Annotated in this window: 27 protein-coding genes; 6 read left to right on the plus strand and 21 right to left on the minus strand. The window is 62.9% G+C overall.

Translation table 11 applies throughout. The features are described 5' to 3' along the window. Positions 1–51: 51 nt before the first annotated feature. The gene (locus EEB13_RS05755; protein ID WP_033235777.1) at positions 52–663 is read left to right on the plus strand and encodes a TetR/AcrR family transcriptional regulator; all 612 of its coding nucleotides are present in this window, start codon (positions 52–54) and stop codon (positions 661–663) included. Positions 664–676: 13 nt separating this feature from the next. Here EEB13_RS05755 and EEB13_RS05760 read toward each other — a convergent pair whose 3' ends face one another. The 11 genes from EEB13_RS05760 to EEB13_RS05810 form a co-directional block, all read right to left on the minus strand. Continuing rightward, positions 677–958 (minus strand): metal-sensitive transcriptional regulator, encoded by a 282-nt coding sequence (locus EEB13_RS05760; protein WP_033235483.1) that lies wholly within the window; start codon positions 956–958, stop codon positions 677–679. Between the two features lie 31 nt (positions 959–989). Further along, the gene (locus EEB13_RS05765) at positions 990–1,247 is read right to left on the minus strand and encodes a hypothetical protein (protein ID WP_033235484.1); all 258 of its coding nucleotides are present in this window, start codon (positions 1,245–1,247) and stop codon (positions 990–992) included. Then, on the minus strand, positions 1,240–1,761 hold the full coding sequence (locus EEB13_RS05770; RefSeq protein WP_045063842.1) for a hypothetical protein: 522 nt from the start codon (positions 1,759–1,761) through the stop codon (positions 1,240–1,242). Before EEB13_RS05770 ends, EEB13_RS05765 begins: the two co-directional genes overlap by 8 nt. Then, positions 1,754–2,215, minus strand: coding sequence for a hypothetical protein (locus EEB13_RS05775; protein WP_230590253.1), 462 nt, complete (start codon positions 2,213–2,215; stop codon positions 1,754–1,756). The genes EEB13_RS05770 and EEB13_RS05775 overlap by 8 nt, the downstream gene beginning before the upstream one ends. Positions 2,216–2,421: 206 nt before the next feature. Continuing rightward, positions 2,422–3,072, minus strand: a complete 651-nt coding sequence (locus EEB13_RS05780; RefSeq protein ID WP_033235486.1) for a hypothetical protein — start codon at positions 3,070–3,072, stop codon at positions 2,422–2,424. 51 nt (positions 3,073–3,123) lie between these two features. Continuing rightward, positions 3,124–4,098: a porphobilinogen synthase gene (hemB, locus tag EEB13_RS05785; protein ID WP_033235487.1), complete on the minus strand. Its 975-nt coding sequence runs from the start codon at positions 4,096–4,098 to the stop codon at positions 3,124–3,126. Positions 4,099–4,175: 77 nt separating this feature from the next. After that, complete coding sequence (locus EEB13_RS05790; RefSeq protein WP_033235488.1) at positions 4,176–5,738, minus strand: uroporphyrinogen-III synthase; 1,563 nt, start codon at positions 5,736–5,738, stop codon at positions 4,176–4,178. A gap of 60 nt (positions 5,739–5,798) precedes the next feature. After that, the gene (gene hemC / locus EEB13_RS05795) at positions 5,799–6,773 is read right to left on the minus strand and encodes a hydroxymethylbilane synthase (RefSeq protein ID WP_141484820.1); all 975 of its coding nucleotides are present in this window, start codon (positions 6,771–6,773) and stop codon (positions 5,799–5,801) included. Further along, positions 6,770–8,131: a glutamyl-tRNA reductase gene (locus tag EEB13_RS05800; protein WP_033235490.1), complete on the minus strand. Its 1,362-nt coding sequence runs from the start codon at positions 8,129–8,131 to the stop codon at positions 6,770–6,772. Before EEB13_RS05800 ends, hemC begins: the two co-directional genes overlap by 4 nt. Next, the gene (locus EEB13_RS05805) at positions 8,128–9,021 is read right to left on the minus strand and encodes a redox-sensing transcriptional repressor Rex (protein ID WP_141484821.1); all 894 of its coding nucleotides are present in this window, start codon (positions 9,019–9,021) and stop codon (positions 8,128–8,130) included. Before EEB13_RS05805 ends, EEB13_RS05800 begins: the two co-directional genes overlap by 4 nt. A 141-nt stretch (positions 9,022–9,162) precedes the next feature. Further along, a complete protein-coding gene (locus EEB13_RS05810) occupies positions 9,163–9,423 on the minus strand; it encodes a glutaredoxin family protein (protein ID WP_033235492.1) in 261 nt (86 codons plus the stop codon). A 201-nt stretch (positions 9,424–9,624) separates the two neighbouring features. On the opposite strand from EEB13_RS05810, the gene EEB13_RS05815 reads away from it, so the two are divergent. After that, on the plus strand, positions 9,625–10,620 hold the full coding sequence (locus EEB13_RS05815) for an HAD family hydrolase (protein WP_033235493.1): 996 nt from the start codon (positions 9,625–9,627) through the stop codon (positions 10,618–10,620). A 76-nt stretch (positions 10,621–10,696) separates the two neighbouring features. Here EEB13_RS05815 and EEB13_RS05820 read toward each other — a convergent pair whose 3' ends face one another. From EEB13_RS05820 to EEB13_RS05850, 7 genes are all read right to left on the minus strand, one after another. Continuing rightward, complete coding sequence (locus EEB13_RS05820) at positions 10,697–11,722, minus strand: lysophospholipid acyltransferase family protein (RefSeq protein ID WP_141484822.1); 1,026 nt, start codon at positions 11,720–11,722, stop codon at positions 10,697–10,699. After that, positions 11,719–12,810: an NAD-dependent epimerase/dehydratase family protein gene (locus tag EEB13_RS05825; protein WP_141484823.1), complete on the minus strand. Its 1,092-nt coding sequence runs from the start codon at positions 12,808–12,810 to the stop codon at positions 11,719–11,721. Before EEB13_RS05825 ends, EEB13_RS05820 begins: the two co-directional genes overlap by 4 nt. 309 nt (positions 12,811–13,119) lie before the next feature. Further along, on the minus strand, positions 13,120–13,221 hold the full coding sequence (locus EEB13_RS05830) for a 30S ribosomal protein bS22 (protein WP_003402602.1): 102 nt from the start codon (positions 13,219–13,221) through the stop codon (positions 13,120–13,122). A gap of 244 nt (positions 13,222–13,465) precedes the next feature. Continuing rightward, positions 13,466–13,702: a helix-turn-helix domain-containing protein gene (locus EEB13_RS05835; protein WP_003941845.1), complete on the minus strand. Its 237-nt coding sequence runs from the start codon at positions 13,700–13,702 to the stop codon at positions 13,466–13,468. Between the two features lie 127 nt (positions 13,703–13,829). Beyond that, positions 13,830–14,645: a pyrroline-5-carboxylate reductase gene (proC, locus tag EEB13_RS05840; protein WP_033235495.1), complete on the minus strand. Its 816-nt coding sequence runs from the start codon at positions 14,643–14,645 to the stop codon at positions 13,830–13,832. A gap of 34 nt (positions 14,646–14,679) precedes the next feature. Continuing rightward, positions 14,680–15,525 carry a thioesterase family protein gene (locus EEB13_RS05845; protein ID WP_141484824.1) on the minus strand — a complete coding sequence of 282 codons (846 nt, stop codon included), beginning with the start codon at positions 15,523–15,525 and terminating at the stop codon, positions 14,680–14,682. Then, a complete protein-coding gene (locus EEB13_RS05850; RefSeq protein ID WP_141484825.1) occupies positions 15,525–16,169 on the minus strand; it encodes a MerR family transcriptional regulator in 645 nt (214 codons plus the stop codon). The genes EEB13_RS05845 and EEB13_RS05850 overlap by 1 nt, the downstream gene beginning before the upstream one ends. Positions 16,170–16,304: 135 nt before the next feature. Here EEB13_RS05850 and EEB13_RS05855 point away from each other — a divergent pair, with 135 nt between their 5' ends. The 4 genes from EEB13_RS05855 (at position 16,305) to EEB13_RS05870 (ending at position 22,293) form a co-directional block, all read left to right on the plus strand. Next, positions 16,305–16,952: a TetR/AcrR family transcriptional regulator gene (locus tag EEB13_RS05855; protein WP_051730614.1), complete on the plus strand. Its 648-nt coding sequence runs from the start codon at positions 16,305–16,307 to the stop codon at positions 16,950–16,952. Positions 16,953–17,080: 128 nt separating this feature from the next. After that, a complete protein-coding gene (locus EEB13_RS05860; RefSeq protein ID WP_141484826.1) occupies positions 17,081–18,547 on the plus strand; it encodes a wax ester/triacylglycerol synthase domain-containing protein in 1,467 nt (488 codons plus the stop codon). A 3-nt stretch (positions 18,548–18,550) separates the two neighbouring features. Next, positions 18,551–20,863 (plus strand): glycerol-3-phosphate 1-O-acyltransferase, encoded by a 2,313-nt coding sequence (locus EEB13_RS05865; protein ID WP_141484827.1) that lies wholly within the window; start codon positions 18,551–18,553, stop codon positions 20,861–20,863. Then, entirely contained in the window at positions 20,860–22,293 is a 1,434-nt protein-coding gene (locus EEB13_RS05870; protein ID WP_141484828.1) for an HAD-IB family hydrolase, read from the plus strand. The genes EEB13_RS05865 and EEB13_RS05870 overlap by 4 nt, the downstream gene beginning before the upstream one ends. 14 nt (positions 22,294–22,307) lie before the next feature. Here EEB13_RS05870 and EEB13_RS05875 read toward each other — a convergent pair whose 3' ends face one another. The 3 genes from EEB13_RS05875 to EEB13_RS05885 are packed head-to-tail and all read right to left on the minus strand — an operon-like array spanning position 22,308 to position 25,214. Beyond that, positions 22,308–23,138 (minus strand): sugar phosphate isomerase/epimerase family protein, encoded by an 831-nt coding sequence (locus EEB13_RS05875; RefSeq protein ID WP_033235501.1) that lies wholly within the window; start codon positions 23,136–23,138, stop codon positions 22,308–22,310. Positions 23,139–23,145: 7 nt separating this feature from the next. Then, a complete protein-coding gene (locus EEB13_RS05880; RefSeq protein ID WP_141484829.1) occupies positions 23,146–24,264 on the minus strand; it encodes a hypothetical protein in 1,119 nt (372 codons plus the stop codon). Further along, entirely contained in the window at positions 24,264–25,214 is a 951-nt protein-coding gene (locus EEB13_RS05885; RefSeq protein ID WP_033235503.1) for a Ppx/GppA phosphatase family protein, read from the minus strand. The genes EEB13_RS05880 and EEB13_RS05885 overlap by 1 nt, the downstream gene beginning before the upstream one ends. Between the last annotated feature and the right edge of the window lie 26 nt (positions 25,215–25,240).

Here is a 25,240-nt window from a genome sequence, read left to right on the forward strand (position 1 = left end):
CGACGTTCATTTGCAATTGAGGTTGCGGCCTGTCCCGACTACGGTGATCAAATGAGCAGTACCAGCACTAACTCGATCTACGGCGACGCCGAAGCGCGCCGACGCCGTACCTTGGACGCGGCGATCGCACTCCTCGACGAAGGCGGCTACTCCGCGCTCACTATTCGCGCGGTGGCAAAACGATCGGGAACCAGCACCGGCCTGATCTACCAGTACTTCGTCGACAAGCAGGACATCTTCGCCGCCCTGCTCAGCGAGAGCCAACTGGAAATGGCGGACTTTGTGAGCTCGCTCCCCCGCGAGCAAGGACTGACGCCGCTACTCGAGTCCATGATTCCCGAATTTGCGCGGCATTGGGCGCGAGTCGGCAGACTCACCACCACGTGGCGCGACATCGAGGGAATGGCCGGATCCGACCGCGACAGTATGCGGGAACTTCACGCATCAGTTGCGGTCTTCAACTCGGCATTGATTCGAGCGCTCACCGAATCTGCTGCAGCCGAAGGCAGCCGGTTGATCGAAGACCCCGCGCTCATCCATCTTGTGCTCTCCGGACTCAAAGGCCTGTCGGACACCATCGTCATCAACGTCGCCAAAGAAATCACACCCGAGCATTTCGTGAACTTCTCCGCCCGCGCGCTCGCGCGGGCCATCACGGAGTGAACCGAACAGCTACTCAGGAACGAACGAGGCGAGCGATCGCTGCCTGAGCTTCCTTGATCTTGGCGTCGGCTTCCGGACCGCCCTGCTTGGCGGCTTCGACAACACAGCCGGCAAGATGCGCGTCGAGAAGCTTCAGGGACACGGACTGCAACGCGCTGGTTGCGGCCGAAACCTGCGTCAGGACGTCGATGCAGTACCGATCGTCGGCAACCATGCGCGAGATACCCGCGACCTGACCTTCGATGCGGCGAAGACGTTTGAGCAGATCGTCCTGCTCGGGGCTGTAACCACTCATAAGGCCACTATACCCCCTACCCGTATAGTGCTTAGTCGGATGCGACGTAGGCCATACGGAGCCGACGCGTCACATCGATCGCCATGAGCCCGGCCAGCAAGAGAGCCAGACCGGCACCGGAGATCCACAGTCCGTCGTAGTGGGTGCCCTCGAACGACGGTGCGCCCTCGATAATCGGACCGAAGGTCGACGTGGTCAGCCCTGATCGCCAGCACACGAGCGCCAGCGTCAGCGCCGCGACCATACCGAGAACACCAACCAAGGTCTTGGCATCGACTTTTCTAGTCATCGGACACCCTCTCGGAATCTCGCGCACTTTCCGCTTCGCCGCGGCGCGCCATTACCTGATTCAACGCCTCACGCAACGCGATGTCGTCCTTCGCCCAGGCCCGGACCAGACCACCCGTCGTCAGCCGCAAGCCGATGCTGTGACGACGACGTGGCACTCCGGACAGTTCGCCGAGCGCTCGGGCGGTTTCCCACGGCTCCATTTCGTCTTCGTAGGCGGAGTCGTCCGATTCGGGAAACACCTCGGCGATTTCGTCGACCGGAACCTCCTCGGTGCCCTGACGAAGCATCGCGTCGGTCAACTCGACGCTCACATGCCGGCGCGCGGCAGTGACCTGCACGTAGACCAAGCCCGTCAGAATCACCGCGAACATTGCCAATCCGAACCAGTGCACCACCGGCCCGGTAAACAATTCGATCACCAGAGCCACCAGGCAGAACGCCGGACCGAGGGCAACAGCCGACATCCGCGAACCAGGCTCGTAGAACAGAACCTCGGACGCGTTGTCAGCCATGAGCAAACCAGCTGCGCGTCGAGCCCCGATAAATCGACACCCCCGCGCTGATCAGCATCACCGGAACAACCAACGCCAGAGCGGTGCTGATACCGGTGATCACCAGTGCCAGCTGGAGCCACACAAAGACTCCCGAATAGATGACGAGTATCCGTCGACACAACCTCCGGCCGAGCCGCGTCGGTCCGGCCAAGCCGCCGATGATCAATCCGCTGAGCAACAGCGCCACACCGGACACACGAACGAACGTGACATAGGTATCGATGTTGTCCGCCGACACCCCCTGATCGGCGAACTGTTCGCGGAGCTCGTACGACGCGCTGGACATACTGATCAAGCCGAACAGGATCAGGAGGAATGCACTTGCTATCCACAACCAGAAGGCAGCGTTGACAGCGGTGGGGGGCCGGACTTTCTTCGACGTCGTCACAGGTGCCGAGTCCGCGCTAGCCACTCACGACTCCTGGCACGACAACCAGGAGTGCAGTGGCGATCACGGATATACCCAACAGCAGAAATACGATCATTTCGGTTCGCGAGCTGCGTCGCGGTCGTGGGGCGTCATGTGTGCCCTCGGCGTTCAAAGCGTCTCGAGAATGCACTGCGCTTGCCTCTCCCAACTACCGTCGTGACCTGATTCACACTACCCCGCATGGCGCCTCACCGGGACTGTGGGGGGAACCTCAGAAAGTACGGATTCGACTCCTTGCGATGCATCATCACGATGGCACCGACGGCCGCGACAGCTTGCAGGATCTGCGCGCCGCCGAACAGCAGGGTGGCACCGTCACCGCCCCCACCGAGACCGAGAATCACCGGAATCGCAGAGACGACCATGAAGACCCCACCAAAGGTCAACAGCATGCGCGCCCAGTTCTTGCCGCGGCTCATCGATCGCACGACCAGCAGGAAAAGCGCGGTGAACACCAAAATCATGATCACCGACACCACCACAGCCATCGGGAAAACACTCTCGATGTCCGAGCGGGTGAGACCCGCGTCGGCGGCGGCGGGATTGCTCATCATCTCGTCGATGAACGACGACTTCTGACCGAGCATCATCGCGATCATCGCGCCGCCCTGCACCACACCGAGCACAGCCACTGCCCACCACAGCTGAATCGCCGTCACCACGTCGGTCGGCGGCTCGGACTTCTGCGTGCCCGAAGGATGCGACGACGGATTGGTCGGCATCGGGCCCAGCGGATGGAACTGATTCTGGAACTGCTGGTTCTGATACTGCTGATTGTCGTACGACGGTTGGTTGTCGTACGGCGGTTCCTGGCGAGGAGGCTGCCACGGCTCGGTCATGATGACAGCCTATCTGTCCGGCACTTCATGATCATCCGGCTTGGTCCGAGCTCACAACCAACCGGCGACCTCGGACGCCCAGTACGTGAGAACGACGTCGGCACCGGCACGTCGGATGCTGGTCAGCGATTCGAGAACTGCGGCGTCGCGATCGATCCAGCCGTTTTGCGCAGCCGCTGTGATCATCGAATACTCCCCCGAGATCTGATACGCAGCCACCGGCACCGGTGAACGGTCCGCAGTCTCGCGCAGGATGTCGAGATACGACATGGCGGGCTTCACCATCACCATGTCCGCGCCCTCGGCAATGTCGAGATCAACTTCGCGCAACGACTCACGACGGTTGGCCGCGTCCTGCTGATAGGTACGACGGTCACCCTGCAGCGAGGATCCGACTGCTTCGCGGAACGGCCCGTAGAACGCCGACGCGTATTTCGCTGCGTACGCCAACTGACCGACCTCGGTGTACCCCGCCGCGTCGAGTGCGCCGCGAATCGCCCCGACCTGCCCGTCCATCATTCCGCTCGGTCCGAGGAGATGAGCACCCGAATCTGCTTGAGCCAACGCCATCTCGACGTATCGAATCAATGTCGCGTCGTTGTCGACGGCGCCGGCCGGTGTCAGCACTCCGCAGTGCCCGTGATCGGTGAACTCGTCGAGACACGTGTCGGCCATGATGACCGTCGAATCACCGAGTTCGTCTGCGAGAGCCCGCAATCCGACGTTGAGAATTCCGTCGGGGTCGATGGCGCCCGATCCCTGTGCGTCCTTGTCCTCGGGCTTGGGCACACCGAACAGCATCAGACCGCCGACCCCGGCGCTCACCGCCTCGGTAGCCGCTGCTCGCAACGAGTCGAGAGTGTGCTGGTACACGCCGGGCATGGAGGAGATCTCACGCGGGGCGGCGATACCGTCCGCAACGAACATCGGCAGCACGAGGTGCCGCGGTTCGAGGGTCGTCTCCGCTACCAGTCGCCGAAGCGCAGGGGTTCGCCGGAGTCGGCGCGGACGATGGGTGGGAAACACGAGACGGATTCTCCTTCGTCGGACGTTGCTGTGCGCCTTTCCGGTAGTGGGCACTACCAGAAAGGCGCACAGGCGCTTTAGCGCCTACGTGACTTCTTGCGCGGAGGCGGCAATGCACCCTCGGCGCGCAGGCGAGCGGCGTGCTCGGCCAGTGCCTCGACCAGCGGCCCTACCTGCGAGGTTTCGGGCTGCACGTCGACGCGCAGTCCGAACTCGATGGCAGTTTCGGCGGTCTTCGGGCCGATGCACGCAACCAGAGTGCGAGCGTGCGGCTTGCCGGCGATACCGACAAGGTTGCGCACCGTCGAGGACGAGGTGAAGCACACGGCGTCGAATCCGCCGGTCTTGATCATCTCGCGGGTCTCGGCGGCAGGCGGTGCGGCGCGCACTGTGCGGTAGGCGGTGACGTCGTCGATTTCCCAGCCACGTTCGCGCAGGCCTTCGGCGAGGGTTTCGGTTGCGATGTCGGCGCGGGGCAACAGAACTCGGTTGACCGGGTCGAAAACGTCGTCGTACGGCGCGAATTCGGCCAGCAGCCCTTCACTGGACTGATCACCCTTCGGTACCAGTTCGGGGTTGATACCGAACGAGCGGACCTTGGCTGCGGTGGCTTCGCCGATGCAGGCGATCTTCACGCCGGAGAATGCGCGGGCGTCGAGGCCGAACTCTTCGAACTTCTCCCACACTGCGCGAACAGCATTGGTGGAGGTGAAGACGACCCACTGGTAACGACCGTCGACGAGTCCCTTGACGGAGCGTTCCATCTGAGCGGGGCTGCGCGGCGGTTCGACGGCGATGGTCGGGACCTCGATCGGGATGGCGCCGTGGGTGACCAGACGGTCACTCATCTCGCCGGCCTGATCCTTGGTGCGCGGCACGAGGACGGTCCAGCCGTACAGTGCGCGTGATTCCCACCAGGACATCTTGTTGCGTTGGGCGACAACCTTGCCGACCGTGATGACCAAGGAGCCGACCAGTTCGGAGCCGGCCTCGTTGAGCGTCGCCAACGTTGCTTCGACGGTGCGCTGCTGCCGGGTGGTGCCGCGCACGGTGATCGCTGCGGGGGTCTGCGGAGCCATGCCGTTCTCGACCAGCGCGCTGGCGGTCTCGGCGAGGTGTCCGGAGGTTGCGTGCAGGACCAGCGGTCCCGGTGCTGCGGCCAGTGCGGCCCAGTCGACCTCGCCGCGCACGTCGGCTTCGGTGTGTCCCGATCCCAGTGCCATGCCGGCATAGCTGGGAACCGCTGAGCCGGAGGGCAGTCCTGGCAGGACCTCGAACTGAACCTGGGTGCGTGCCACCGCGGTGACCTCGGCGATCACGGAATCCGTGGTAAGCGGATCACCCGAGACGAGACGGACTACGTCGTGGCCGTTCTTGGCTTCGTGCACAAGAGTTTTGGCGACCTCGGCCGGTTCCCCGAGTGCGGGACGCACGTCGGCGATCAGTTCGCCGGTTTCCTCGTCGCGACCCATGTCGATGCCCACGAGAGCGACGACGCCCTTGTCCACATCAGGATCGGTGAATGCCAAGGCTGCGCCGGTGAGGACGTCGCGTGCGCGAACGGTGAGCAGGGCGGGGTCGCCCGGTCCCGATCCCACGAACAGGATCCGTCCGGGAGTGTTCTTTCGGACTCGGGTCATCGGTGATTCTCCAGTGCGCTGTATCGAAATGGGAACTTGGTGCAAGTGCAATAGGTTGTGTCAAACATCGGCGGCCTCGCCTGTGGTCACGTTCATCAACTCTCGGGCGCCGAGTTCGAGTAACTCTCGGGCCACCGCTCTGCCGAGTTCCTCGGCGTTGTCCGGTGCACCGACTGCACCGGTACGGATGACGTCCGAACCGTCGAATGCGGCTGCGCAGCCGCGGATCGACAGTTCGTCGAAAATTCCGCCGTTGTCGTCGATTGATTCGACAACTTCGGCGAGTGCCCCTACGGGGGCAGTACATCCCGCTTCGAGTTCGGCCAGCAGGGCGCGTTCGGCGATGACCGCCGCACGTGTGTCCGCGTGATCGAGCTCTGCGAGTATCGCCACCAATTCTTCATTGGCAGAGAGACATTCGACTGCCAGCGCACCCTGCGCCGGCGCCGGAAGCATCTGAACGGGCTCGATGTTCTCGGTGATGAGATCAAGGAGGCCGATGCGGGACAGACCGGCGCGAGCGAGGATCACGGCATCGAGTTCACCGGATTCGACCTTGCCGAGCCGGCGCTGCAGGTTTCCGCGCAGCGGCACGATGTCGAGCCCGAGACCGAGGGCCGCGAGCTGTGACACTCGTCGTGGCGCAGAGGTTCCGACCTTGGATCCCGCCGGAAGTTCACCGAGCACCAGGCCGTCACGGGCAACCAGCGCATCACGCGGATCTTCGCGAGGCGGGATCGCGGCGATCACGAAACGCTCGTCCTGCGCAGTGGGCAAGTCCTTGTACGAATGCACGGCAACGTCGACGCGGTTGTCTGCCAACGCTTCTCGAAGCTCCGCCGTGAACACGCCGACGCCGATCTTCTGCACTGGATCGGTGGACTGATCACCCTTGGTCTTGATGATGACCAGTTCAGCCGGGTGCCCGGCCGCAATGAGTGCGTCGCGCACGGTTCCGGCTTGTGTGGTGGCGAGAAGGCTTCCGCGAGTACCGATCCGCAGGGTGCCCTCGGAGTGCAGTGGTGTGGTGCTCATACCTGCTTGTCCCTTCCACCGCGATCGCCGTCCACCCGATCGGTGGGTGCGGCCACTGCCGCGGGCAATGCCGGGCTGAGTTCGAATAGTTCACGCAGCGCGGCCGCGTATGAATCTCCGCCAGGCGCCGACGCCAGTTGCTTGACGCGCACGGTAGGTGCGTGAAGCAGTTTGTCCACGACGCGTCGTACGGTGCGTGCTACTTCGTCGCGTTGCGGATCGTCGAGATCGGGCAACCGCGAATCGAGGCGCATCAGTTCGGATTCGACGACATCTGCGGCGCGCTGCCGCAGAGCCGTTACCGTGGGTGTGACCTCGGCGAGTCGTTGACCGGCCAGGTACATCGCCAACTCACCGGCAACGATGGCGCGGGCAGCGTCGGCATCCGATGCCGCAGCCCCCGCAGCCGGATCCCGTTGCAGCGCTTCCATGTCCAGGACCGTGACGCCGGGCAGACCCGATACTGCAGGGTCGATGTCGCGGGGCAGACCGAGGTCGCAGATGACAAGATGCTTGTTCGGGTTGCGATCGGGTTCGGCGAGCGCGCGGTGCGCGTCGGCCAATGTGACTACTGCTCCGACCGCACCGGTACAGGTCACCAACACGTCCGCCTGCGCCATGACCGCTGAAAGCTGCTCGAAATCAACAGCTTCGGCGATGACGCCGTTGGAACGAGCGGTGTCCGCCAAGTGCTCGGCACGCTCGCGGGTGCGGTTGACCACAATGATGCGATCGATTCCGGCGCGGGTCAGGTGCGCGACCGACAGTCCGCCCATCGCACCTGCGCCGACAACCACTGCGGTGCGTCCGACCAATCCACCGTCACCGAGGATTCCGGCAGCGCGGTCGAGCGCCACCGACACCACTGATGCTCCGGCAGAATCTATTCCGGTTTCGGAGTGCACCCGCTTGCCGACACGCAGTGCCTGCTGGGCAAGCTCGTGCACAACCCGCCCTGCCGCCTGCTGCGCGTCGGACGACGCGTAGGCAGTACGAATCTGGCCGAGGATCTGCTGCTCGCCGATCACCATCGAGTCGAGTCCGCTCGCGACGGCAAAGAGATGCTCGACGGCAGCTTCGCTGTACCGCACGTAGGCGTGGGCATGCAGGGCCGTCAGGTCCAGACCGGAATGGTCGGAGAGGATCTCGCCGACCTCGGTGAGAGCGCCGTGGAATGCGTCCACGACTGCATATACCTCTACCCGGTTGCAGGTGGAGACGATCATCGCCTCGGTGATGTGCGACGACGCCAGAAGCTTGTCGATCAACTTCGGACGGTCGGTGTCGGTCACCGCCACTCGCTCGAGAACCGGCACGGGCGCAGTTCTATGCGAAACCCCGACAAGCAAAACACTCACGGCGCGATCACTGATCCGTTTCTTGTCGAACCTGCTCCGACCGGAGCGGGTGAACTTGTGGAGGGACGGGACGAAGCGGGTGCCGCATGAGCGACGCGCACTCTTGGTGCAGCTGACGCCTGATCTGCGTTGCGTGCACTGTTGAACGAGAGAACCTGCATTTCGACTGCCAAGTCGACCCGTCGTAGTTCCACGTGATCCGGAACGTCGAGAGCGATCGGCGAGAAACTCATGATGCAGAGGAGGCCGGCGCGAACGAACTGATCGCATACGTCCTGCGCGGCCTCGTCCGGAGTGGAGATGACGCCGATGGTGGCCTTCAGTTCGCGGCACGCGAATTCGAGTTCGGCGGTGTCCCGCACGGTCAGATCCCCCACCTGGGTTCCGACGCGAGCGGCGTCGCTGTCGAAGAGTCCGACCATCTCGAATCCACGACGGCTGAACCCGCCGTAGCCGACCAGTGCTTTCCCGAGGTTTCCGACGCCCACCAGAACAACCTTGTGTCCGCGGTCCAGCCCGAGCGCACGCTCGATGCGGATGCGAAGTTTGGTGACGTCGTACCCGACGCCGCGAACACCGTTGGGACCGAGGAACGAAAGATCCTTGCGCAACTTCGCTGATCCGACGCCTGATGCCTGCGCCAGTTCTTCGCTGGAGACGATGGACGTACCGCGATCGGACATGACTCCGAGGACCCGCAGGTATGCCGCCAACCGGGTCACCGTAGCCTGGGGGATGACGCGATCCTGCGTAGTTGCGGAATCGACCTCAGCAGCGACTGGAGCAGCAGTGGTGACAGGACGGCCCGCAGCGCCGGTGACGCGCTGAGCCGATGGCTCGTGCGTCTGGTGCGGTTCGGTCACGTCGTTGGCTCCTCGTCCGACCGACACAGTTGTCGACCTCCACGATGCTCCGGGGGGAATGTTCACACCACGGTAACCGCTTGTGAACCCATGCACAAAGTTGCTTGGAACGGGTTCGATGTGCCTTTAACCTGCAGAGCGGCAGATTTCCCCATATTTAGCATTGCCTTACTTGCGTAAATCGGCTCGAAGTCTCTCTTCGTCGACTTCCCAGTAACCGTGCTCGCGCCCATCGAGAAGAATGACCGGTAGCCGGTCTCCGTACTCGGCCCTCAGTTCCGGGTCGCTTGCTGCGGCTTCGTCCACGTCGATGCACGTCACTTCAAGCTCGAACTCGCTGCAGACCCGCGCCAGCACCTCCGCCGCGCCTACACAGGAGGCACATCCCGCACGGGTCAACAAGGTCACTTCATGGGTGTTCACAGTCATCGAGTAAGGACCCTTCCTCAGGCGCGATGTTCATCTATCAGTCGGTCAAGTGTGCCTTTTGTGCCCACCCCGATACCAAATCGCCCGAGAGGAAGGTCACACACACGGACACTCATCGCCATCCACGCCTTGGAGCCTCACCGCGGAGGATAGGCTGACTTCAAGAGTTCTCTGCTCAACGGTGCAACACGGGAGGTGCGGGTGCCTGCGCGATCACTACCGAACGGTTCCGGATTCGGGTCGGGGCTGGCCGGGGTCATTCTCCCTGGCCGTCGCCGGGTCAAGAATCCGCTGGGACCGAGCGAATCGGAAGTTCGAGCCAACCTCGCCGGTGAGGCCAGTGCGGACGCGGCCCTGGCACTCACCGCGGCCGCCCAAGCGGAAGAGCCCACGGCCGACGACGCTGTACCGGCGGTGCCGCGAGACCTCACTGCTGCGGCATTCTTCGACGTCGACAACACCATGGTCCAAGGTGCGTCCATCATTCACTTCGCACGTGGGTTGGCCGCCCGGAAATACCTGAAAACGTCGGACCTGGTGGATTTCGCCTGGAAACAGGTCAAATTCCGGGTAACCGGACGCGAGAGCAGTGACGATGTTGCCGAGGGCCGCGAGAAGGCTCTCTCGTTTGTCGCCGGCCGGTCAACGGCTGAACTCGCCCGCCTCGGTGAGGAAATCTACGACGAGGTGATCGCGGACAAGATCTGGCCTGGCACGCGTGCGTTGGCTCAGATGCACTTGGACGCGGGCCAGCAGGTCTGGTTGGTGACGGCTACCCCTGTCGAACTCGCGCAGGTCATCGCCGAGAAGTTGGGTCTGACGGGAGCCTTGGGCACAGTCGCGGAGAGTGAGGACGGCGTCTTCACCGGCCGTCTTGTCGGTGACATCCTGCACGGAATGGGCAAGGCGCATGCCGTCCGCACGCTGGCGGTTCGCGAGGGCCTCAACCTCAAGCGGTGCTCCGCGTACTCCGACTCTCACAACGACGTCCCGATGCTGTCCCTCGTCGGTACCGCTGTTGCGATCAATCCCGACGCCGATCTTCGCGAACTCGCAAAGAACCGCGGCTGGGAAGTGCGTGATTTCCGCACCGCGCGCAAAGCGGCCAAGATCGGTGTTCCCACGGCGCTGGTGCTCGGGGCGATCAGTGGTGCACTCGCCGTCATCCTTGCACGTCGGAAAGAACAGAACGCCTGACGGAATCGAAAGTCCGGATCGAATCCGATCCGGACTTTCAGTTCAGCCCAGCTTTCAGCCCAGCCCCGCTTTCAGTTCAGCCCAGGAAAATGTTGCGGCGCTTGGCCAGCAGCCGGTAGAGCGTCTGCTGGATGGTCTCGCGCACGTGGTCGGTCACTTCGAAGAGAACCATCGGATCCTCTTCTGCACCTGCGTCGTACGTGTCCGTGACGATCGGCGTCCCGAATTCGATGTGCCATTTCGACGGCAGCGGAACCAGCCCGAGCGGTCCCAGATGCGGAAACAACGGAGTGACCGGGAAATAAGGAAGGCCCAACAACCGTGACAGCGTCGTCAAGTCGCCGATTTTCGGGTAGATCTCTTCCGAGCCGACTATCGAGCACGGGATGATCGGAACTCCGGTACGCATTGCGGCCGAAACGAATCCGCCGCGTCCGAACCTCTGCAACTTGTAGCGCTCACTGAACGGTTTTCCGATTCCCTTGAACCCTTCGGGGAAGACCGCCGCCACTTCACCCTCACGCAGAAGTCGCTCGGCATCCGGGTTGCAAGCCAGTGTGTGCCCGGCTTTGCGCGCAAGTCCGCCGACCAGCGGCATTTCGAATGCCATGTCCGCAGCCAACATTCGCAGTGGCCGGTGCGCCGGGTGGTGATCGTGTACGGCAACGGACGTCATCAACCCGTCGATCGGAATCACGCCGGCATGATTCGCGACCACCAGAGCGCCGCCGGTAAGGGGGATGTTCTCGATTCCGCTGACCTCGACACGAAACCACTTCTCGAACAGTGGCCGCAGCACCGGCATGACGATGTGGTCCGCGAAGTGCGGATCGAACCCGAACTCGTCGACCTCGTAGTCACCGGCCATCCGGCGCCGTAGGAACTCCGCCGTCGACGCGATCTGATCGACCAGTCCCGAGCGGACGGTGTCGACAAACGACCCGTCGTTCGGAGTCTTGGGTGGCAACGCCCCACTCGAAGGATGCCGGCGCTCGCTCTGCTCTCGCACCAATCGTTGCGCGCCGGTTACCGATTCACGTGAGCTTGCTTCGCTTCGGGTTGGGTGCGGCCGCAACGGAATTACCTTTGCCACGTCACTCATCGCTCCACCACACCTCGGTCCGGGGTCGTCATCGACATCACGTCGGCGCTCGGTGACGCCACGGCTCCGTTGCCGCCGACTATCGCGGTCAACGTTTTCTCCGCCCGGTCGATCCACTCGGGCCCGATGATCCGCCGCGTCTGCATGGCCCGGACGAAGTCGTCGAGCGCCTGCATCGTCGTCCACCTCGGCTCGAATCCCATCTCGCTGCGCATTCGTGTGGTGTCCAGACCGCACCCGAACCGGAAGTACTCGAGTTGTTCGTCGGTGTACAACCGCATGGACGAACCCACCAAGGCGTTGCCGACGCTGCGGAACAGCGCCAGCGGCATCGGAACTTCGATGCGTCCGGCTCGCCTGATGGCCTGCGACATCATCACAACCCCGTCTGCTGCGATGTTGTACGTTCCCGCCACCGGGGTAACGGTGGCGCATTCGAGCGCGGCAAGCGCGTCCTCGGCGTGCAGCAACTGCAGACGTGCGTTACGTCCGGCAATGGTGGGAACCACCGGTGCACTGATGTAGTGCCCGACCGTTGCGGTGAGTTGGGGGCCGATCAGCGGAGCAAGTCTCAGAATTGCCACGTCGATGTCGGGCCGGCGACGTCCCATGCCTCGGAGGTACCCCTCGATTTCGAGGGTGTCCCTGGCGTAGCCTCCGGGCGGGCGCCGACGCGCGCTCATCTCTTCCGTGAACTGGGCGGGATCTTTGGCACTGCACCCGTACACGACCGACGCGGATCGGAGAACGACTTTGCGAACGGTAGGGGCCTTCTGGCACACAGCGAACAACTGCATTGCACCGATGACGTTCATGTCCTTCATCGCTGCGCGTGAACCTGATTTGGGGGCCTTCTGCAGGGTCGACGCGTGTACGACAGTATCAACTTCGGCGCCTCGGATGACCTTGCCGATGAGGGGGTTGCGGATATCGGCGCGCACGAATTCGGCACGGCCCATTCGGCGCAACATGTCTTTGCTCGGGCTCACGGAGTCAACGGCGATCACTCGCTCGATTGCCGGATTCTGCGCCAGTCGGGTTACCAGGTAACCGCCCAGAAATCGGCTTGTGCCGGTCACGAGAACCACGCGGGGAACTACATTGTCCGATTTCGTGTCGCCTGCTGATTTTTCGTCGGCTGCTGTGTCACGAACTACCACCAAGTACCCCCCTATCCAGGACGAACGATCGTTCCCGAATCACTTTTGTGACAAGTTTCCCCCACCATACGGCCAGTCGGGGTCTCGCGCTGTTTACCCGCATCACACTCATTCAAGACATATCTCCCACGGAGTGGGACGGCGTGTCCATAACCCCCCGAACAGGCCCCGAACAGACAACGATGCCCGCCGCTTCCGAAGAAGTGGCGGGCATCGACGCTTAGTGCACAGTACTGCTTATTTACCGAGTTTCCTGCGCTGCACTCGGGTACGACGAAGCAACTTGCGGTGCTTCTTCTTGGACATGCGCTTGCGACGCTTCTTGATCACTGAACCCATAGCGGGTGTCCCTCACGTTCTTCTATAGCGTTCCTGCGCACGCCGGTCACGTACGCCTGCGCCAAGCAACTGGCGCCTGGCCCTCGTTTTAACTAGCTCAGCGCCTTACGACACCAGCTTGCTGGTACGACAGTTGATTATCGTACCGGTGCGGACTCACTCGACATAAACCGAGCCTCCGGCACAGCTTCTGCTGTGCCCGCGACAGGGCTTACGCCGAGGTCGTCCTCTCCGAATCGGCTGGTCAGCCTGCGTCGAAGTACGAGGTTTCGAGATAATCGTGCACCGCTTTCGCATGTACACGGAACGAACGTCCCACTCGAACAGCGGGCAATTCGCCGCTGTGTACCAAACGGTACACAGTCATCTTCGACACCCTCATCAACGTTGCCACCTCGGCAACCGTGAGGAATTGTGTTCCGGCCACGGCCGGCTTCCCGTCGTGGGACGAACCCATGGACGGCTTGTTTGCAGACACCATAAATCCACATACCTCCAGTACGACTCGCGCCGCCGGCTTCCCCTCCGGCGGAACAGACACGTACGTACTAACCCCGAGCTTAGCTGTACTTGTGGGGTTAAAGCGACGGGTGTGGCGTAATGGGCGACTATTCGACAGCGGCACCCATTGCGACTGAACGCGTCTTAGCGGCCTCGAGAGCGTTGTAGAACGCGGTTCGAAGACCGCCTGCCTCAAGTTCGCGAAGCGCTGCGGCTGTCGTGCCACCTGGCGAGGTCACGGCAGCCCGAAGATCGCCGGCGCTGTCTCCGGTGCGATCGAGCATCGCGGCCGAACCGACCATCGTCTGAACAACCAATTCAGACGCCACTGCACGAGTGAGACCGAGACTGACACCGGCATCGATCATCGCTTCGGCCACCAGGAACATGTATGCCGGACCAGAACCGGATACGGCCGTGACAGCATCGATCTGCGATTCGGGCACCGTGACGACCTTGCCGACGCTGCCCAGAATTCCGCGCACCAATTCCAGGTGCTCCGGCTTGACGTGTCGGCCCGGCGCCAGAACGCTGACGCCTTCGCCGACCAGCATCGGTGTATTCGGCATGACCCGAATCACCGGGAACCCTGCAGGAAGCCGCGTTTCGTAGAACCCGATGGGGATACCGGCGGCGAGCGAGACGATCAACTGCTCGAGATCACCGTCGAGATCCACCTTCGACAGCGCTGTCAGAGCTGCCTCGACGTCGTTCGGCTTGACGGCGATCACGATAACGTCAGCACCGTCGGCCGCGTCCTCGATCGTGGTGACGCGGATGGAGTACTCGGCAATCAGTTCCTCCACGCGCGGCTGATACTGCTCGGCAACAACCAGATCCTTGATCGCATGGCCTGCGTGCAGCAACCCGGAGATCAGCGCCTCGCCGATCTTGCCGCCACCGATAATCGCAATTCTTGTCATGCCGTCAAGCCTGCCACGACGACATCGAGGGGAATTACCGGGGCATCATGGCCAACTGCCTACTCTGCACCACCACGGCCCCGGTGGAATCGAGAATGTCGTGATCCTCTTCGAACCACGTGCTGCCCAACACATCCGAACTTGCCCGAACCCGCAGCCAGCCCGGTGCAGGCAGCCTGCGCAGGTACGTCGTCAACTGCACGGTCGGCGCCCAGCCGAACAGTCCACGGTTCATCGTGACCGGAGCGCTGATGTCTCCCGCCATGATCGCGAACAACACCGCGGTGTCGACATCCGCTTCGTCATCGGGCCGAGCGCGCACCCACATCCGCACCTCCGGCTCCCCCTGAGCGCCGGTGAGAAAGTGCGCGGACGTCGTGTCGATCCGCATGTCGCAACCTTGACCGACATGCACGATCTGCGCCATCGGATGATCACCCTCTACCGCGGCGGCGTGCTCCGACGGTTCCGCAGGCATGTCGTCGATCGACGAGGTGCTCACGAAGGCAGGAACGTCGCCGTCGGGAATGCCGAGTGTGACCGCGGCGCGGACGGCAATCCTTCCCGCCTGACTCAACTCGACGTCCACCAGCGACACCTGGCGCCCCTGCTTCTGCACTGTCACTGCCAATTCCACGTCACCCGGATCGGGTGCGGCGAGGTAATTCGCACTGACGGCAATAGGTTGCATCGCCCGCACGCCGTCGTTGCCGGAAGCATTGTCGCGCAACGCCGCTCTCGCAGCCGCCGCGCACACTGCCATCATCGACCCGCCGTGAACCTTGGGTCCGATGGTCCAGATCGGGTCGATCGTTGCGCGGAAACGGCCGCCACCGAGCGATTCCAGTCGGTTCAGATCACGAAAAGGGCTGGTGCTCATCAATTTTCCTTCATCCGGTTTGTCGTATGCTCCGCAGGTGACGTGAACTTTGCGGATCCTAGGTCTTGGTGCGCCAAGCGTCGTAGTGCTGTCAGGACCGGTTCGTACATCGCGGTCCCGAGGACCGCGTACCGAACTGCCTCTTCCGTCGAACCGAGCGGCATCAGATCGATTTCCACTTCGGCAATTCCTCGAATGTGTTCTCCGTAAGCCCGCAGTCGTTCCTCGCTCAACGTCAGACCTGCTCCTTCGAGACCGATCAGCGCTTGTTCCAGATGAGCGACGGCGGCATACCGCGGGTCGTACACCTGCCCGAGAAACTCCAGCACCTTCTGCGCCCGCGGAAATTCGTGCACCGGATCGTTGTCGACGTGGGGTGGCAACTGGGCGATGGCGCGTCCGATCCGCTCGAATTCGGAGAGGTCCGTCGCCGAGACGAGATCGAGAATCGCACGTATGCGCGGAATGGAGAGGCCCGCCCCGGAGAGCGCTCTGATCAGCCCGAGGCGACGAATGTGATCGTCGCCGTACTGTGCGCCGGTCGCACTGGTGGGTTCGCCCGCCATCAGCAGACCCTCACGCAGGTAGTACTTCACAGTGGGCAGTGCCACGCCGGATCTGGCCGACAGTTCGGAAATCTTCATCGCTCTCCTCGCCCCCCCACTAGATACCGACACTATCCAACCGAAATGCGCCCGTGATCCCACCCCTGCGTGGACTATCCTCGGACGTTCTAGCGAACACTAAGAAACGATTGTCGAGCGGAGCTCACAGGCACAATGGCAAGAAAACCTTCTGCACCGCCCCAGGACGCTGCACTGTCCCAGGACGAAGGGTGGCGCACCGTCGAACCACTGACACTGACGCCGCTCCTCACAGCAGCCCTGGCCACCTTCCACGAATTCGGGTACCACGGCGCCTCCGTCCGCGATATCGCCAAACGCGCCGGCGTCACCGTTCCGACGCTGTACTACCACCACGAAAACAAGCAGGGCATTCTTGTCGCCTTGATGATGACCGGCATCGAAGCGGTCACCGTCCGGGCACGCGAAGCGGTCGACGCTGCCGGACCCTCCCCTACCCGACAATTCGGAAACCTTGTCGAGGCCGTTGTATTGCACATGACCAGCCGAACGGACATCGCTTTCCTCGATTCCGAACTGCGCTACCTCGAAGACACAGAGCGAAAAGCCTATGCGGCCAAGCGAAAGCATCTCGAGAACCTTCTGGCCGACGTCCTGAGCGCCGGTGTCGAACAGGGCGAGTTCACCGTCACCGACATCGCCGGCACCGGGCGCGCCATGCTGGGTATGTGCCAATCGGTGGCGCTCTGGTTCCGGCCGGACGGTCCGCAGACACCGCACGAAGTCAGTGTCTTCTATCGAGAAATCGCACTCAACGCAGTGGGCGCCGTCGCCACTGTCTGATTTGACCGGTCCAGTCGAACGTCACATCTGTTCACTGCCACCGAAACCGGGACGCGCCGACGGTCTCGGGTCCACACTTAGATACAGAACGACGGGGTGGACCCGAAGACCGAGGGAGTTCTTGAAGTATGGCCGACAACAATCCATTTGTTCCTCCTAGTGCGGTCGACGTCGACCTCTCTGCGGTCGCGTGGGGCGCGAACCGGACGATGTCCGATTTCGAGACCGGGATGTGGCGGATGGAAGAAGCGCAACCACAATTGCGCTCGCCGATCGTCGCGGTAGAAGTCCTCGACCAGGCGCCCGATTGGGATCGTCTTCGCGGGGCTGTCGAATGGGCGTCGCACGTCGTACCCCGCATCCGGATGCGCGCTGTCGAACCCACCCTGAACCTGGGTAACCCGGTCTGGTCGGTAGATCCCGAATTCGACATCGGGTACCACTTGCGACGCGTCCGTCTACCCGCGCCTGCCGATTTCGATCACGCACTGCGTATGTGCCGCCACCTCGCCACCGAACCGTTCGACAAGGCTCGCCCGCCGTGGAGCGCACTGCTCATCGAGGGACTGGACGACGGCCGCGCGGTTTTTGTCGTCAAAACCCACCACTCCATCACGGACGGCATGGGCGGAATCCAGATGATGACGCTCCTGCACAGCAGGCGCGCCGATCCCACGCCGGACAAGCCCGATCGCACCCCGCCGCCGGCAGAGCATCTGTCCTCGATCGGTGCTTTCGGCGAAGAAGTTATCGGCGAGATCCGTCGGGCGCCGTCGCGAGTGGCACGACTCCTGCGCGGCGTCACCAACATCGCGGCCACCGCGATCACACAACCGATCACCACAACCACCGAGGTCCTGGACTACGCCAACTCGCTGCGCCGAATTGTCACTCCGCCCGCCAGTTCCGGTTCTCCACTCCTACGTGAACGCGGTCTCGGTCGCTGGTTCGGAACCTTGGAAGTTGGTGTGCCCGAACTCAAAGCGGGCGCAAAAGCGGCCGGCGGCTCACTCAACGACGCGTACGTCGCAGCTCTACTCGGCGGATTCCGTCGCTATCACGACGCGTTCGGTCAATCGGTCGACAGTGTTCCCATGGGGATGCCGGTCAGCATGCGCACCGGTTCGGATCCGTCCGGCGGCAACAGATTTGCCGCCGTTCGCTTCAGCGGCCCGATCTCGGAGACGGACCCGGCCAAACGAATCCGGCAGGTCCGCGAAATCGTTCTGAACCTTCGCGAAGAGCCGGCACTCGACGCCGTCGACCTGGCTGCGCCCGTCCTCGCGCGCCTGCCAAATCAGCTCCTCGCGAGCTGGTACCTGTCCCAGTCCACCGGACTCGATCTGCAAGCGAGCAACGTTGCGGGCGTTCCCGTCCCGGTCTATCTTGCCGGCGCGAAGATCGAGCGGATGTTCCCGTTCGGTCCCGCCCCTGGCTGCGCCGTGATGGCAACGCTGGTCTCGCACGTCGGAATCTGCTGCATCGGAATCAACATCGACACTGCAGCCGTCACCAAACCTGCATTACTCATGCAGTGCATCCAAGACAGCCTCGATGAGATCTCGGCCCTCGGAACCGCTGCGGAAGGTGCGTGAGTCATGACCGCAGACGTGACCCGACAGAATGTCTACCTGACCGAGCCGATGACCGAGGCCGAAGCAGGCGTGCTGCGAAAGTGGTTGGCCGACAAAGCTCGCGGCACAGCGCAGCCGTCGACTACCGTCGCGATCACCGATCGCACGCTCGGCGAACTGTCCCGCCGAACCGACGACCCGATGCTCGCTCCGTTGCGAGTGGTGTGGCTACCCAGCAACCGAACCGAACAGAACGTAGCAGGGCGCGTTCGCAATGCGCTCGCCCCGCGAGATCCGTTGCACCCCGGCCGGAGCGCGCAGCGCCGCACACTGCGTACCGACCCCGACCGGTGCCAGGTCATCGAGGGCCGGCCCGCCCCGCTCAGCGACCTGTCACGCCGCCTCGACGAAAGCGGCGGCGGATCTTTGCCCGAGTTCATCCGCCGTCAGGCTGCCCTCTCCCTCGAGCGAGCAGAACTCGAATTGATCGGCGGGCAGTACAAGGTGTCGCGATTTGTCGTCGACGAAATCACCGACACCCGGCGCTTCACCACCGAGACCATGGCCCTCTCCGACCGTCTCGGCATCGCCGTTGCCGAAGTGGACCGGCGTGCGCGCGAAGCACTCGAGGAAATGGTTGCCACCCAGAGCCGTCAGGCAATCGCGGTGTGGGATCGTTTGGGACGCTACTTCGCTCGCGCGTACACGATCGATGTCGACACCAGCCGATTCGACGAACTGCGGGAGCTCAACAAGGAACATTCACTTGTCTTCCTTCCCAGCCACCGCTCGTATCTCGATCCGCTGGTGCTCCGCCCCGCACTGATCAACAACGGCCTTCCGCTCAATCACGTGATGGGCGGACTCAACATCAGTTTCTGGCCAATGGGGTCCATCCTCAAGCGCAGTGGCACCGTCTTCATCCGTCGTAGCATCGGCGACGACGAGGTCTACAAGTGGTCGATGCACGAGTACATGCGGTACCTGCTCACCAAACGATTCAATCTCGAGTGGTACATCGAAGGCGGTCGTGGACGCACCGGCAAACTTCGTCCGCCGCGTTTCGGGTTGATGACGTATCTGGCCAAGGCTTTTCACGTCAGCGGCGCCTCCGACGTCTACCTGGTGCCGGTGGCGCTGAGCTACGACCAACTCTACGAAGTCGGTGCCATGGCCGCCGAAGCCCTCGGCGCCGAGAAGAAGCCTGAAGGCCTGCGCTGGATGTTCGGATACGTTCGAGCGCAAGGCAAGAGGAACGGCGTCGCACACGTCACGATCGGGCGACCGCTTTCCTTTGCCGAAGCACTCCGGCAAGAACCCGACCAGCGCCTGGCCATTCAGAAGGCTGCGATCGAGGTGTGCCACCGCATCAACGAGGTGACACCGATTACGGTGTCCTCTCTCGCAATGCTCCCCTTCCTCGGAATCGAGGATCGCGCGCTCACCGTCACGGAACTCACCCTCATCCTCACGCCCCTGTTCCAATACATCACGGCGCGCAAACTACCGCTCGCCGGCGATGTGGAACTCGACGATCCGCACGTCATCGACAAGGCACTGCAGACGCATGTCGAGTCGGGCGTGCTGATGCATTTCGACAAGGGCGGCGAAAAGGTCTTCTACCTGGGCAAGGATCAAGGTCTTGTTGCAGCGTTCTACCGCAACAACACCATTCATTTCCTCGTTGCCCGGGCAATCGCGGAACTGGTTCTGCAGGCGGCGGTAGACGAGCAGTTCACCGACCCGATCCTCGACGGCTGGAATGAGGCCAAACGCATTCGGGACCTGATGAAGTTCGAGTTCTTCTTCAGCGACCGGGACACCTTCGAAGAAGAGATGCGCACCGAACTGGACCTGATCGACCCCAGTTGGAGCTCGGTCACCGCCGACCCGAACCGCACCGCGCACATCATCGAAGGCGTTCGCCCTTACCTAGCCCACCGTGTACTGCAACCGTTCCTCGAGGCGTACCAGGTGGTGGCCGACCAATTGGTCCTCGCGCCGGTGTCGAAGTCCTTCGACGAAAAGTCGTTCACCCGCAACTGCATCGACGTGGCCCACGAGCGTCGGTTGCGCCAGCAGATCGCCAGCAGCGAATCGGTATCCGGCGAATTGTTTGCCACCGCACTCAATTTGGCCCGCAATCGCAATCTCGTGGAAGCCGTGGACGACGGGGTCACCGCGCGTCGAGTCGCCTTCGCCGAGGAACTCCGGGTATTGGTCGACCGGTTGCGGCGGATCCGCGAACTCGCCCACTCCCGCCTCGACGCGGCAACCAGATCCTATGGCGCCGCAGCCACTCCCAATCCCACCCCTCACGAGGAAGCAGGACCGTGACCGGACTCGAGCGTCTGCACGCCGCGATCAAAGCGGCCCCAGCCGGACCCGACACCATTGCCGCGTTCGACCTGGACGGCACCCTCATCAGCGGGTACTCCGCCAGCGTTGTCTACCGTGATCGACTGCGGCGCTTCGATATCAGCCTCGGCGAACTGCTGCGGACCACCGGTGCCGCCATCGACACCCAGTTTCGCGGTGCCGACGTCGGCGCGCTCATGGACATCGCAGTCCGCGCGCTTACCGGCCGCACCGAGGAAGAACTGAACGACTGGGGCGAGCGGCTGTTCAGGCAGGAAATCGCCGCGATGATCTACCCCGACGCTCGCGAGATTCTCGCGGCGCATCGAAAGGCCGGTCACACCGTTGTGATGGCCACATCGGCCACGCCGTTCCAGGCCCGAGGGGTTGCCGCGGATCTCGACATCGAAGACGTGCTGTGCACGGAAATCGAAGTGATCGACGGCATGCTCACCGGCGACCTGTCGGCGCCGGCACTATGGGGTCCCGCGAAGGCCGACGCACTCGCGGCCTACGCCGAGAAGCGCGGCGTCGATCTGCGGAATGCCTTTGCGTATTCCAATGGTGCCGAAGATGTTCCGATGCTCGAATCCGTCGGCCGCCCCGTCGCCTTGAATCCGGATCGCACCCTGGCGAGTGTCGCGAGGCGCAAGGGCTGGCCCTCCGTCACGCTGCGTAAACCACAACGCGGAGCAACTCCCCTCTCGACGGTGCGCACCGCCACCGCGATGGGAGCATTGGCTGCCACTGCTGTGGTGGGCTTCTCGGCCGGCTTGGTCACCGGCAACCGGCAATTGGGAGCCAACCTCGTAGGCACCTACGGCCCGGATATCTCCCTGTCACTGTTGGGCATCGACGTCGACATCGACGGTGAGCACAATATATGGGATCACCGCCCGGCCGTCTTCATGTTCAATCATCAAAGCTCGTTGGACCTGCTGGTACTGGGCACCGTTATCAAACGCGACGTGACGGGAGTGGCGAAGAAGGAAGCGGCAAACGATCCTCGGTTCATGCCGATCGGCGCCCTGTTGGACGTCGCGTACATCGATCGATCCAACACTGCCAAGGCCAAGGCGGCATTGCAACCGGCCGTCGACAAGCTGAAAAACGGCGTCTCGATAGTCATCGCGCCCGAGGGAACACGTTCCGCCACACCAAAACTCGGGGCATTCAAGAAGGGCGCGTTCCACCTGGCCATGCAAGCGGGAGTTCCCATCGTGCCGGTTGTGATCCACAATGCCGGTGAACGCATGTGGCGTAATTCCCTTGTCGCCCATCCGGGCCCGGTCTACGTTTCGGTTCTCGACCCCATCTCCACTACCGGATGGCAACTCGACGACCTCGATTCCCACATCGAGGAAGTGCGCTCACAGTTCGACGCAGCGCTCACTGCCGGGCATCGCTAACAGCCACCAAAGATTCAGGCCAGGTGCTCGCGTGCAAACGCGAGTGCCTGCGCCAGCATCGAGGATCTTTCCCGCCGCGTGCGAGCATTCTGGGTATTGATCTCGAGGACGGCCTGGCCGGTGAAACCTGTTGCGGCCAGGTGTCGGCATATCTCGGCACAGGGTTGTGATCCGTGGCCGGGAATCAGGTGCTCGTCCATCGACGCGCCTCGCCCGTCCGCGAGGTGCAGATGCTGGAGTCCCTTGCCCATTCTCGCAGCCAGTTCGAACGCGTCCATGCCGGCAGTTGCGGTGTGCGACAAGTCGAGTGTGTAGTGGGAATGATCGGAATCGGTGGGATCGTACGACGGACTGAACGCCGACAACGCCGCACCGGGACCGCCGCGCTTACGCAGTCGCTCGGCCGAGCGGTCCTTGCCGCCGAAAAAGCTGTCGGCACGCATGGGGAACATATTCTCGACAGCTACGACTACGCTGCTTCGCGATTCGAGGTCGACGACCTGATCCGCAAATCCGTCGGCATATTTGCGTTGCCACCGAAACGGCGGGTGCACAACCACAGTGGTGGCGCCCAACGTCTCCGCAGTGCGGACGGACCGCTCGAGCTTCTCGATCGGATCGGCTCCCCACACACGCTGCGAAATCAGCAGACACGGCGCATGAACTGCCTGCACCGGAATTCCGTATTTGCGCACCAACGCCGCAACGCCACCGACGTCCTGGCTGACCGACTCGGCCCACACCATCAATTCGATGCCGTCGTATCCCAAATCGGCCGCGTAGCGGAACGCAGCTTCGGTGTTCTCGGGATAAACCGATGCCGTCGACAAGCCCACAGCGATCATCGTCGGATCAACCCGAGGTCAACAAGAACGCCAGCGGACCCAAGGTCACGATCATGCCGACAACGACCGCAATCACAAAACTCGTGATGTCGTCCGTTTTCCGCAGAACTCGAACAACCGCCACCAGACCGACGATAACGATCAGGGCAAGTACCAGCGCCACCCACGGCAGCATGTCCCAGAGCTTCTCGAAACCCTTGAACATCGCGCCGCCGATGATGAGCGCAACAACAACCTGTCCGGCCAGGATCGCCCATTCACGGATCGAGTTCCGATCACCGGTGTCTTCTGCAGTGGCAGGCTCGGCCGGTGCAACCTCTTCCACGGAAGCAGGCGAGGGCTCCGGCGCTGCGGCGGCTGGTTCCGTCGAACCGGCATTCTCGGCGGGTTCGTCGCTGATCGAGGCCATCATCTCGGTACTGACATCGGCGTCAGCCGGGCTTGGCGCGACTCGCGGAGGCAGGATCGGCGAGCGCATCGACGGATTCTGGGAAACCTCGCGTTCTTGCCGCATCAGGTCACCTGCCAACGTCTGACCGGACAGCAGAGCAGGCTCCTGCGTCACCTTCGGTGGCCCAGCCGGCACCGGCTTCCTGGTCGTGGTCTCGGGCACGTCCTGCTGAGACAAAACCGGCACAGCCTGGGTCGACACAACCGGCACAGCCTGGGTCGACACAACCGGCACAGCCTGGGTCGGCGCGAGAGGCGCAGCCTTCTTCGGCTCGACGGGTGCGCGGCTGACCCACTGCCCCGGCGCGCTCTTGGAGATCGGCTTGTGAAGGTCGATCTTGGTGTCGTCCGACTCGTCGTTCTCGACCGACTGCGTGAACTCGGTCACCGGAGCCTGAGTGGACTCAGGCTTGGTCTCGACGGTCTTGGTCTCGACGGTCTTGGTCTCGACGATCTCGGTCTCGGCAGGCTTGGTTTCAGGCGGTGCCGTGGGTGCGTCCGATTCGGCTACCGAACGTGAACCGGCAGGCCGAACGATCGGAATTTCGCCGGTGAGTTCAGCTACGGAGATACCTCCGGCCACGCCCCTACGACGACGCCCACCGCGGGACTCGACCGTCTGACCGTTCCGCTTGAGCAGTTCCGCTACGGAAATCTGCTGACTGTCCTCGGTCATCAAGCACTCACCACCAATTCACCGCCCATTTCTGTGTCGAGCTTCCGCAGAATCAGACCCTCGCGCAATGCCCACGGACAAATTTCGAGTTCGTCCACTCCGAGCGCTCGCATGGTTGCTTCTGCGATGAGTGCGCCGGCCACAATCTGCTGTGACCGATCTGCACTCACTCCTTCCAATTCTGCACGGTCTGACGCCGTCATCCTGGATATGAAGGCTATGAGTTGCCTGAGTCCGCTGGCGGTCAGGGTCCGTTTGGCACGCGGCCCGGCTGCGGACGGTGCCGCGCCGGTGAGCCTGGCCAAGGAACGGAAGGTCTTCGAGGTGCCGACGGTCCGGTCCCAGTCACCGGCGCTGCGGAGTTCCTTGGCTGGTCCGAGCAGTTCTGCGTCCAACCAGTCGCGAAGCACGGCGACGCGGCGCTTGCCGGGCGGGTCGGCGTGGAGCCAGTCCCGGGTGAGCCGGCCTGCGCCGAGTTGGAGTGAGAACGCGACGTCCGGATCCTCGTCGCCGCCTGCGGTGAGCTCGAGCGAACCTCCACCGATATCGAGGTTCAGGATGCGTCCGGCGCTCCAGCCGTACCAACGGCGGACCGCAAGGAAAGTCAATCGGGCTTCGTCGACACCGGAGAGCACCTCGAGCCCTACGCCCGTCTCCGCGCGAACCCGGGCGAGCACCGCTTCGGAATTGTTGGCGTCGCGCACGGCGGAGGTGGCAAACGCCATCATTTCCTCACATCCGGACATTTTGGCGATACCGGCGAATTCCCCGACTGTGGAGACCAGCCGATCAGCCCCGACGACGGTGATGTCGCCCCGGTCGTCGGTGTTTTCCGCGAGCCGCAAAGTCGCCTTGGTGGAGCTCATGGGTGTTGGGTGGCCGCCACGGTGGGCGTCCACTACCAGTAGATGAACGGTGTTGCTTCCGACGTCGAGTACCCCTAGTCGCACATCGCCACGTTACTGGGTCTACGGTC

This window comes from Rhodococcus sp. WS3, from assembly GCF_003797085.1.
Taxonomy (GTDB): Bacteria; Actinomycetota; Actinomycetes; order Mycobacteriales; family Mycobacteriaceae; genus Rhodococcus_F; species Rhodococcus_F globerula.

Excerpts from the sequence above, each read along its gene's own strand:
- EEB13_RS05755 (WP_033235777.1), top strand. The coding sequence starts at position 52 with ATGAGCAGTACCAGCACTAACTCGATCTACGGCGACGCCGAAGCGCGC.
- EEB13_RS05760 (WP_033235483.1), bottom strand. The coding sequence starts at position 958 with ATGAGTGGTTACAGCCCCGAGCAGGACGATCTGCTCAAACGTCTTCGC.
- EEB13_RS05765 (WP_033235484.1), bottom strand. The coding sequence starts at position 1,247 with ATGACTAGAAAAGTCGATGCCAAGACCTTGGTTGGTGTTCTCGGTATG.
- EEB13_RS05770 (WP_045063842.1), bottom strand. The coding sequence starts at position 1,761 with ATGGCTGACAACGCGTCCGAGGTTCTGTTCTACGAGCCTGGTTCGCGG.
- EEB13_RS05780 (WP_033235486.1), bottom strand. The coding sequence starts at position 3,072 with ATGACCGAGCCGTGGCAGCCTCCTCGCCAGGAACCGCCGTACGACAAC.
- EEB13_RS05790 (WP_033235488.1), bottom strand. The coding sequence starts at position 5,738 with ATGACCCGAGTCCGAAAGAACACTCCCGGACGGATCCTGTTCGTGGGA.
- hemC (WP_141484820.1), bottom strand. The coding sequence starts at position 6,773 with ATGAGCACCACACCACTGCACTCCGAGGGCACCCTGCGGATCGGTACT.
- EEB13_RS05810 (WP_033235492.1), bottom strand. The coding sequence starts at position 9,423 with ATGACTGTGAACACCCATGAAGTGACCTTGTTGACCCGTGCGGGATGT.
- EEB13_RS05820 (WP_141484822.1), bottom strand. The coding sequence starts at position 11,722 with ATGAGTGACGTGGCAAAGGTAATTCCGTTGCGGCCGCACCCAACCCGA.
- EEB13_RS05830 (WP_003402602.1), bottom strand. The coding sequence starts at position 13,221 with ATGGGTTCAGTGATCAAGAAGCGTCGCAAGCGCATGTCCAAGAAGAAG.
- EEB13_RS05835 (WP_003941845.1), bottom strand. The coding sequence starts at position 13,702 with ATGGTGTCTGCAAACAAGCCGTCCATGGGTTCGTCCCACGACGGGAAG.
- proC (WP_033235495.1), bottom strand. The coding sequence starts at position 14,645 with ATGACAAGAATTGCGATTATCGGTGGCGGCAAGATCGGCGAGGCGCTG.
- EEB13_RS05845 (WP_141484824.1), bottom strand. The coding sequence starts at position 15,525 with ATGAGCACCAGCCCTTTTCGTGATCTGAACCGACTGGAATCGCTCGGT.
- EEB13_RS05850 (WP_141484825.1), bottom strand. The coding sequence starts at position 16,169 with ATGAAGATTTCCGAACTGTCGGCCAGATCCGGCGTGGCACTGCCCACT.
- EEB13_RS05855 (WP_051730614.1), top strand. The coding sequence starts at position 16,305 with ATGGCAAGAAAACCTTCTGCACCGCCCCAGGACGCTGCACTGTCCCAG.
- EEB13_RS05860 (WP_141484826.1), top strand. The coding sequence starts at position 17,081 with ATGGCCGACAACAATCCATTTGTTCCTCCTAGTGCGGTCGACGTCGAC.
- EEB13_RS05865 (WP_141484827.1), top strand. The coding sequence starts at position 18,551 with ATGACCGCAGACGTGACCCGACAGAATGTCTACCTGACCGAGCCGATG.
- EEB13_RS05875 (WP_033235501.1), bottom strand. The coding sequence starts at position 23,138 with ATGATCGCTGTGGGCTTGTCGACGGCATCGGTTTATCCCGAGAACACC.
- EEB13_RS05880 (WP_141484829.1), bottom strand. The coding sequence starts at position 24,264 with ATGACCGAGGACAGTCAGCAGATTTCCGTAGCGGAACTGCTCAAGCGG.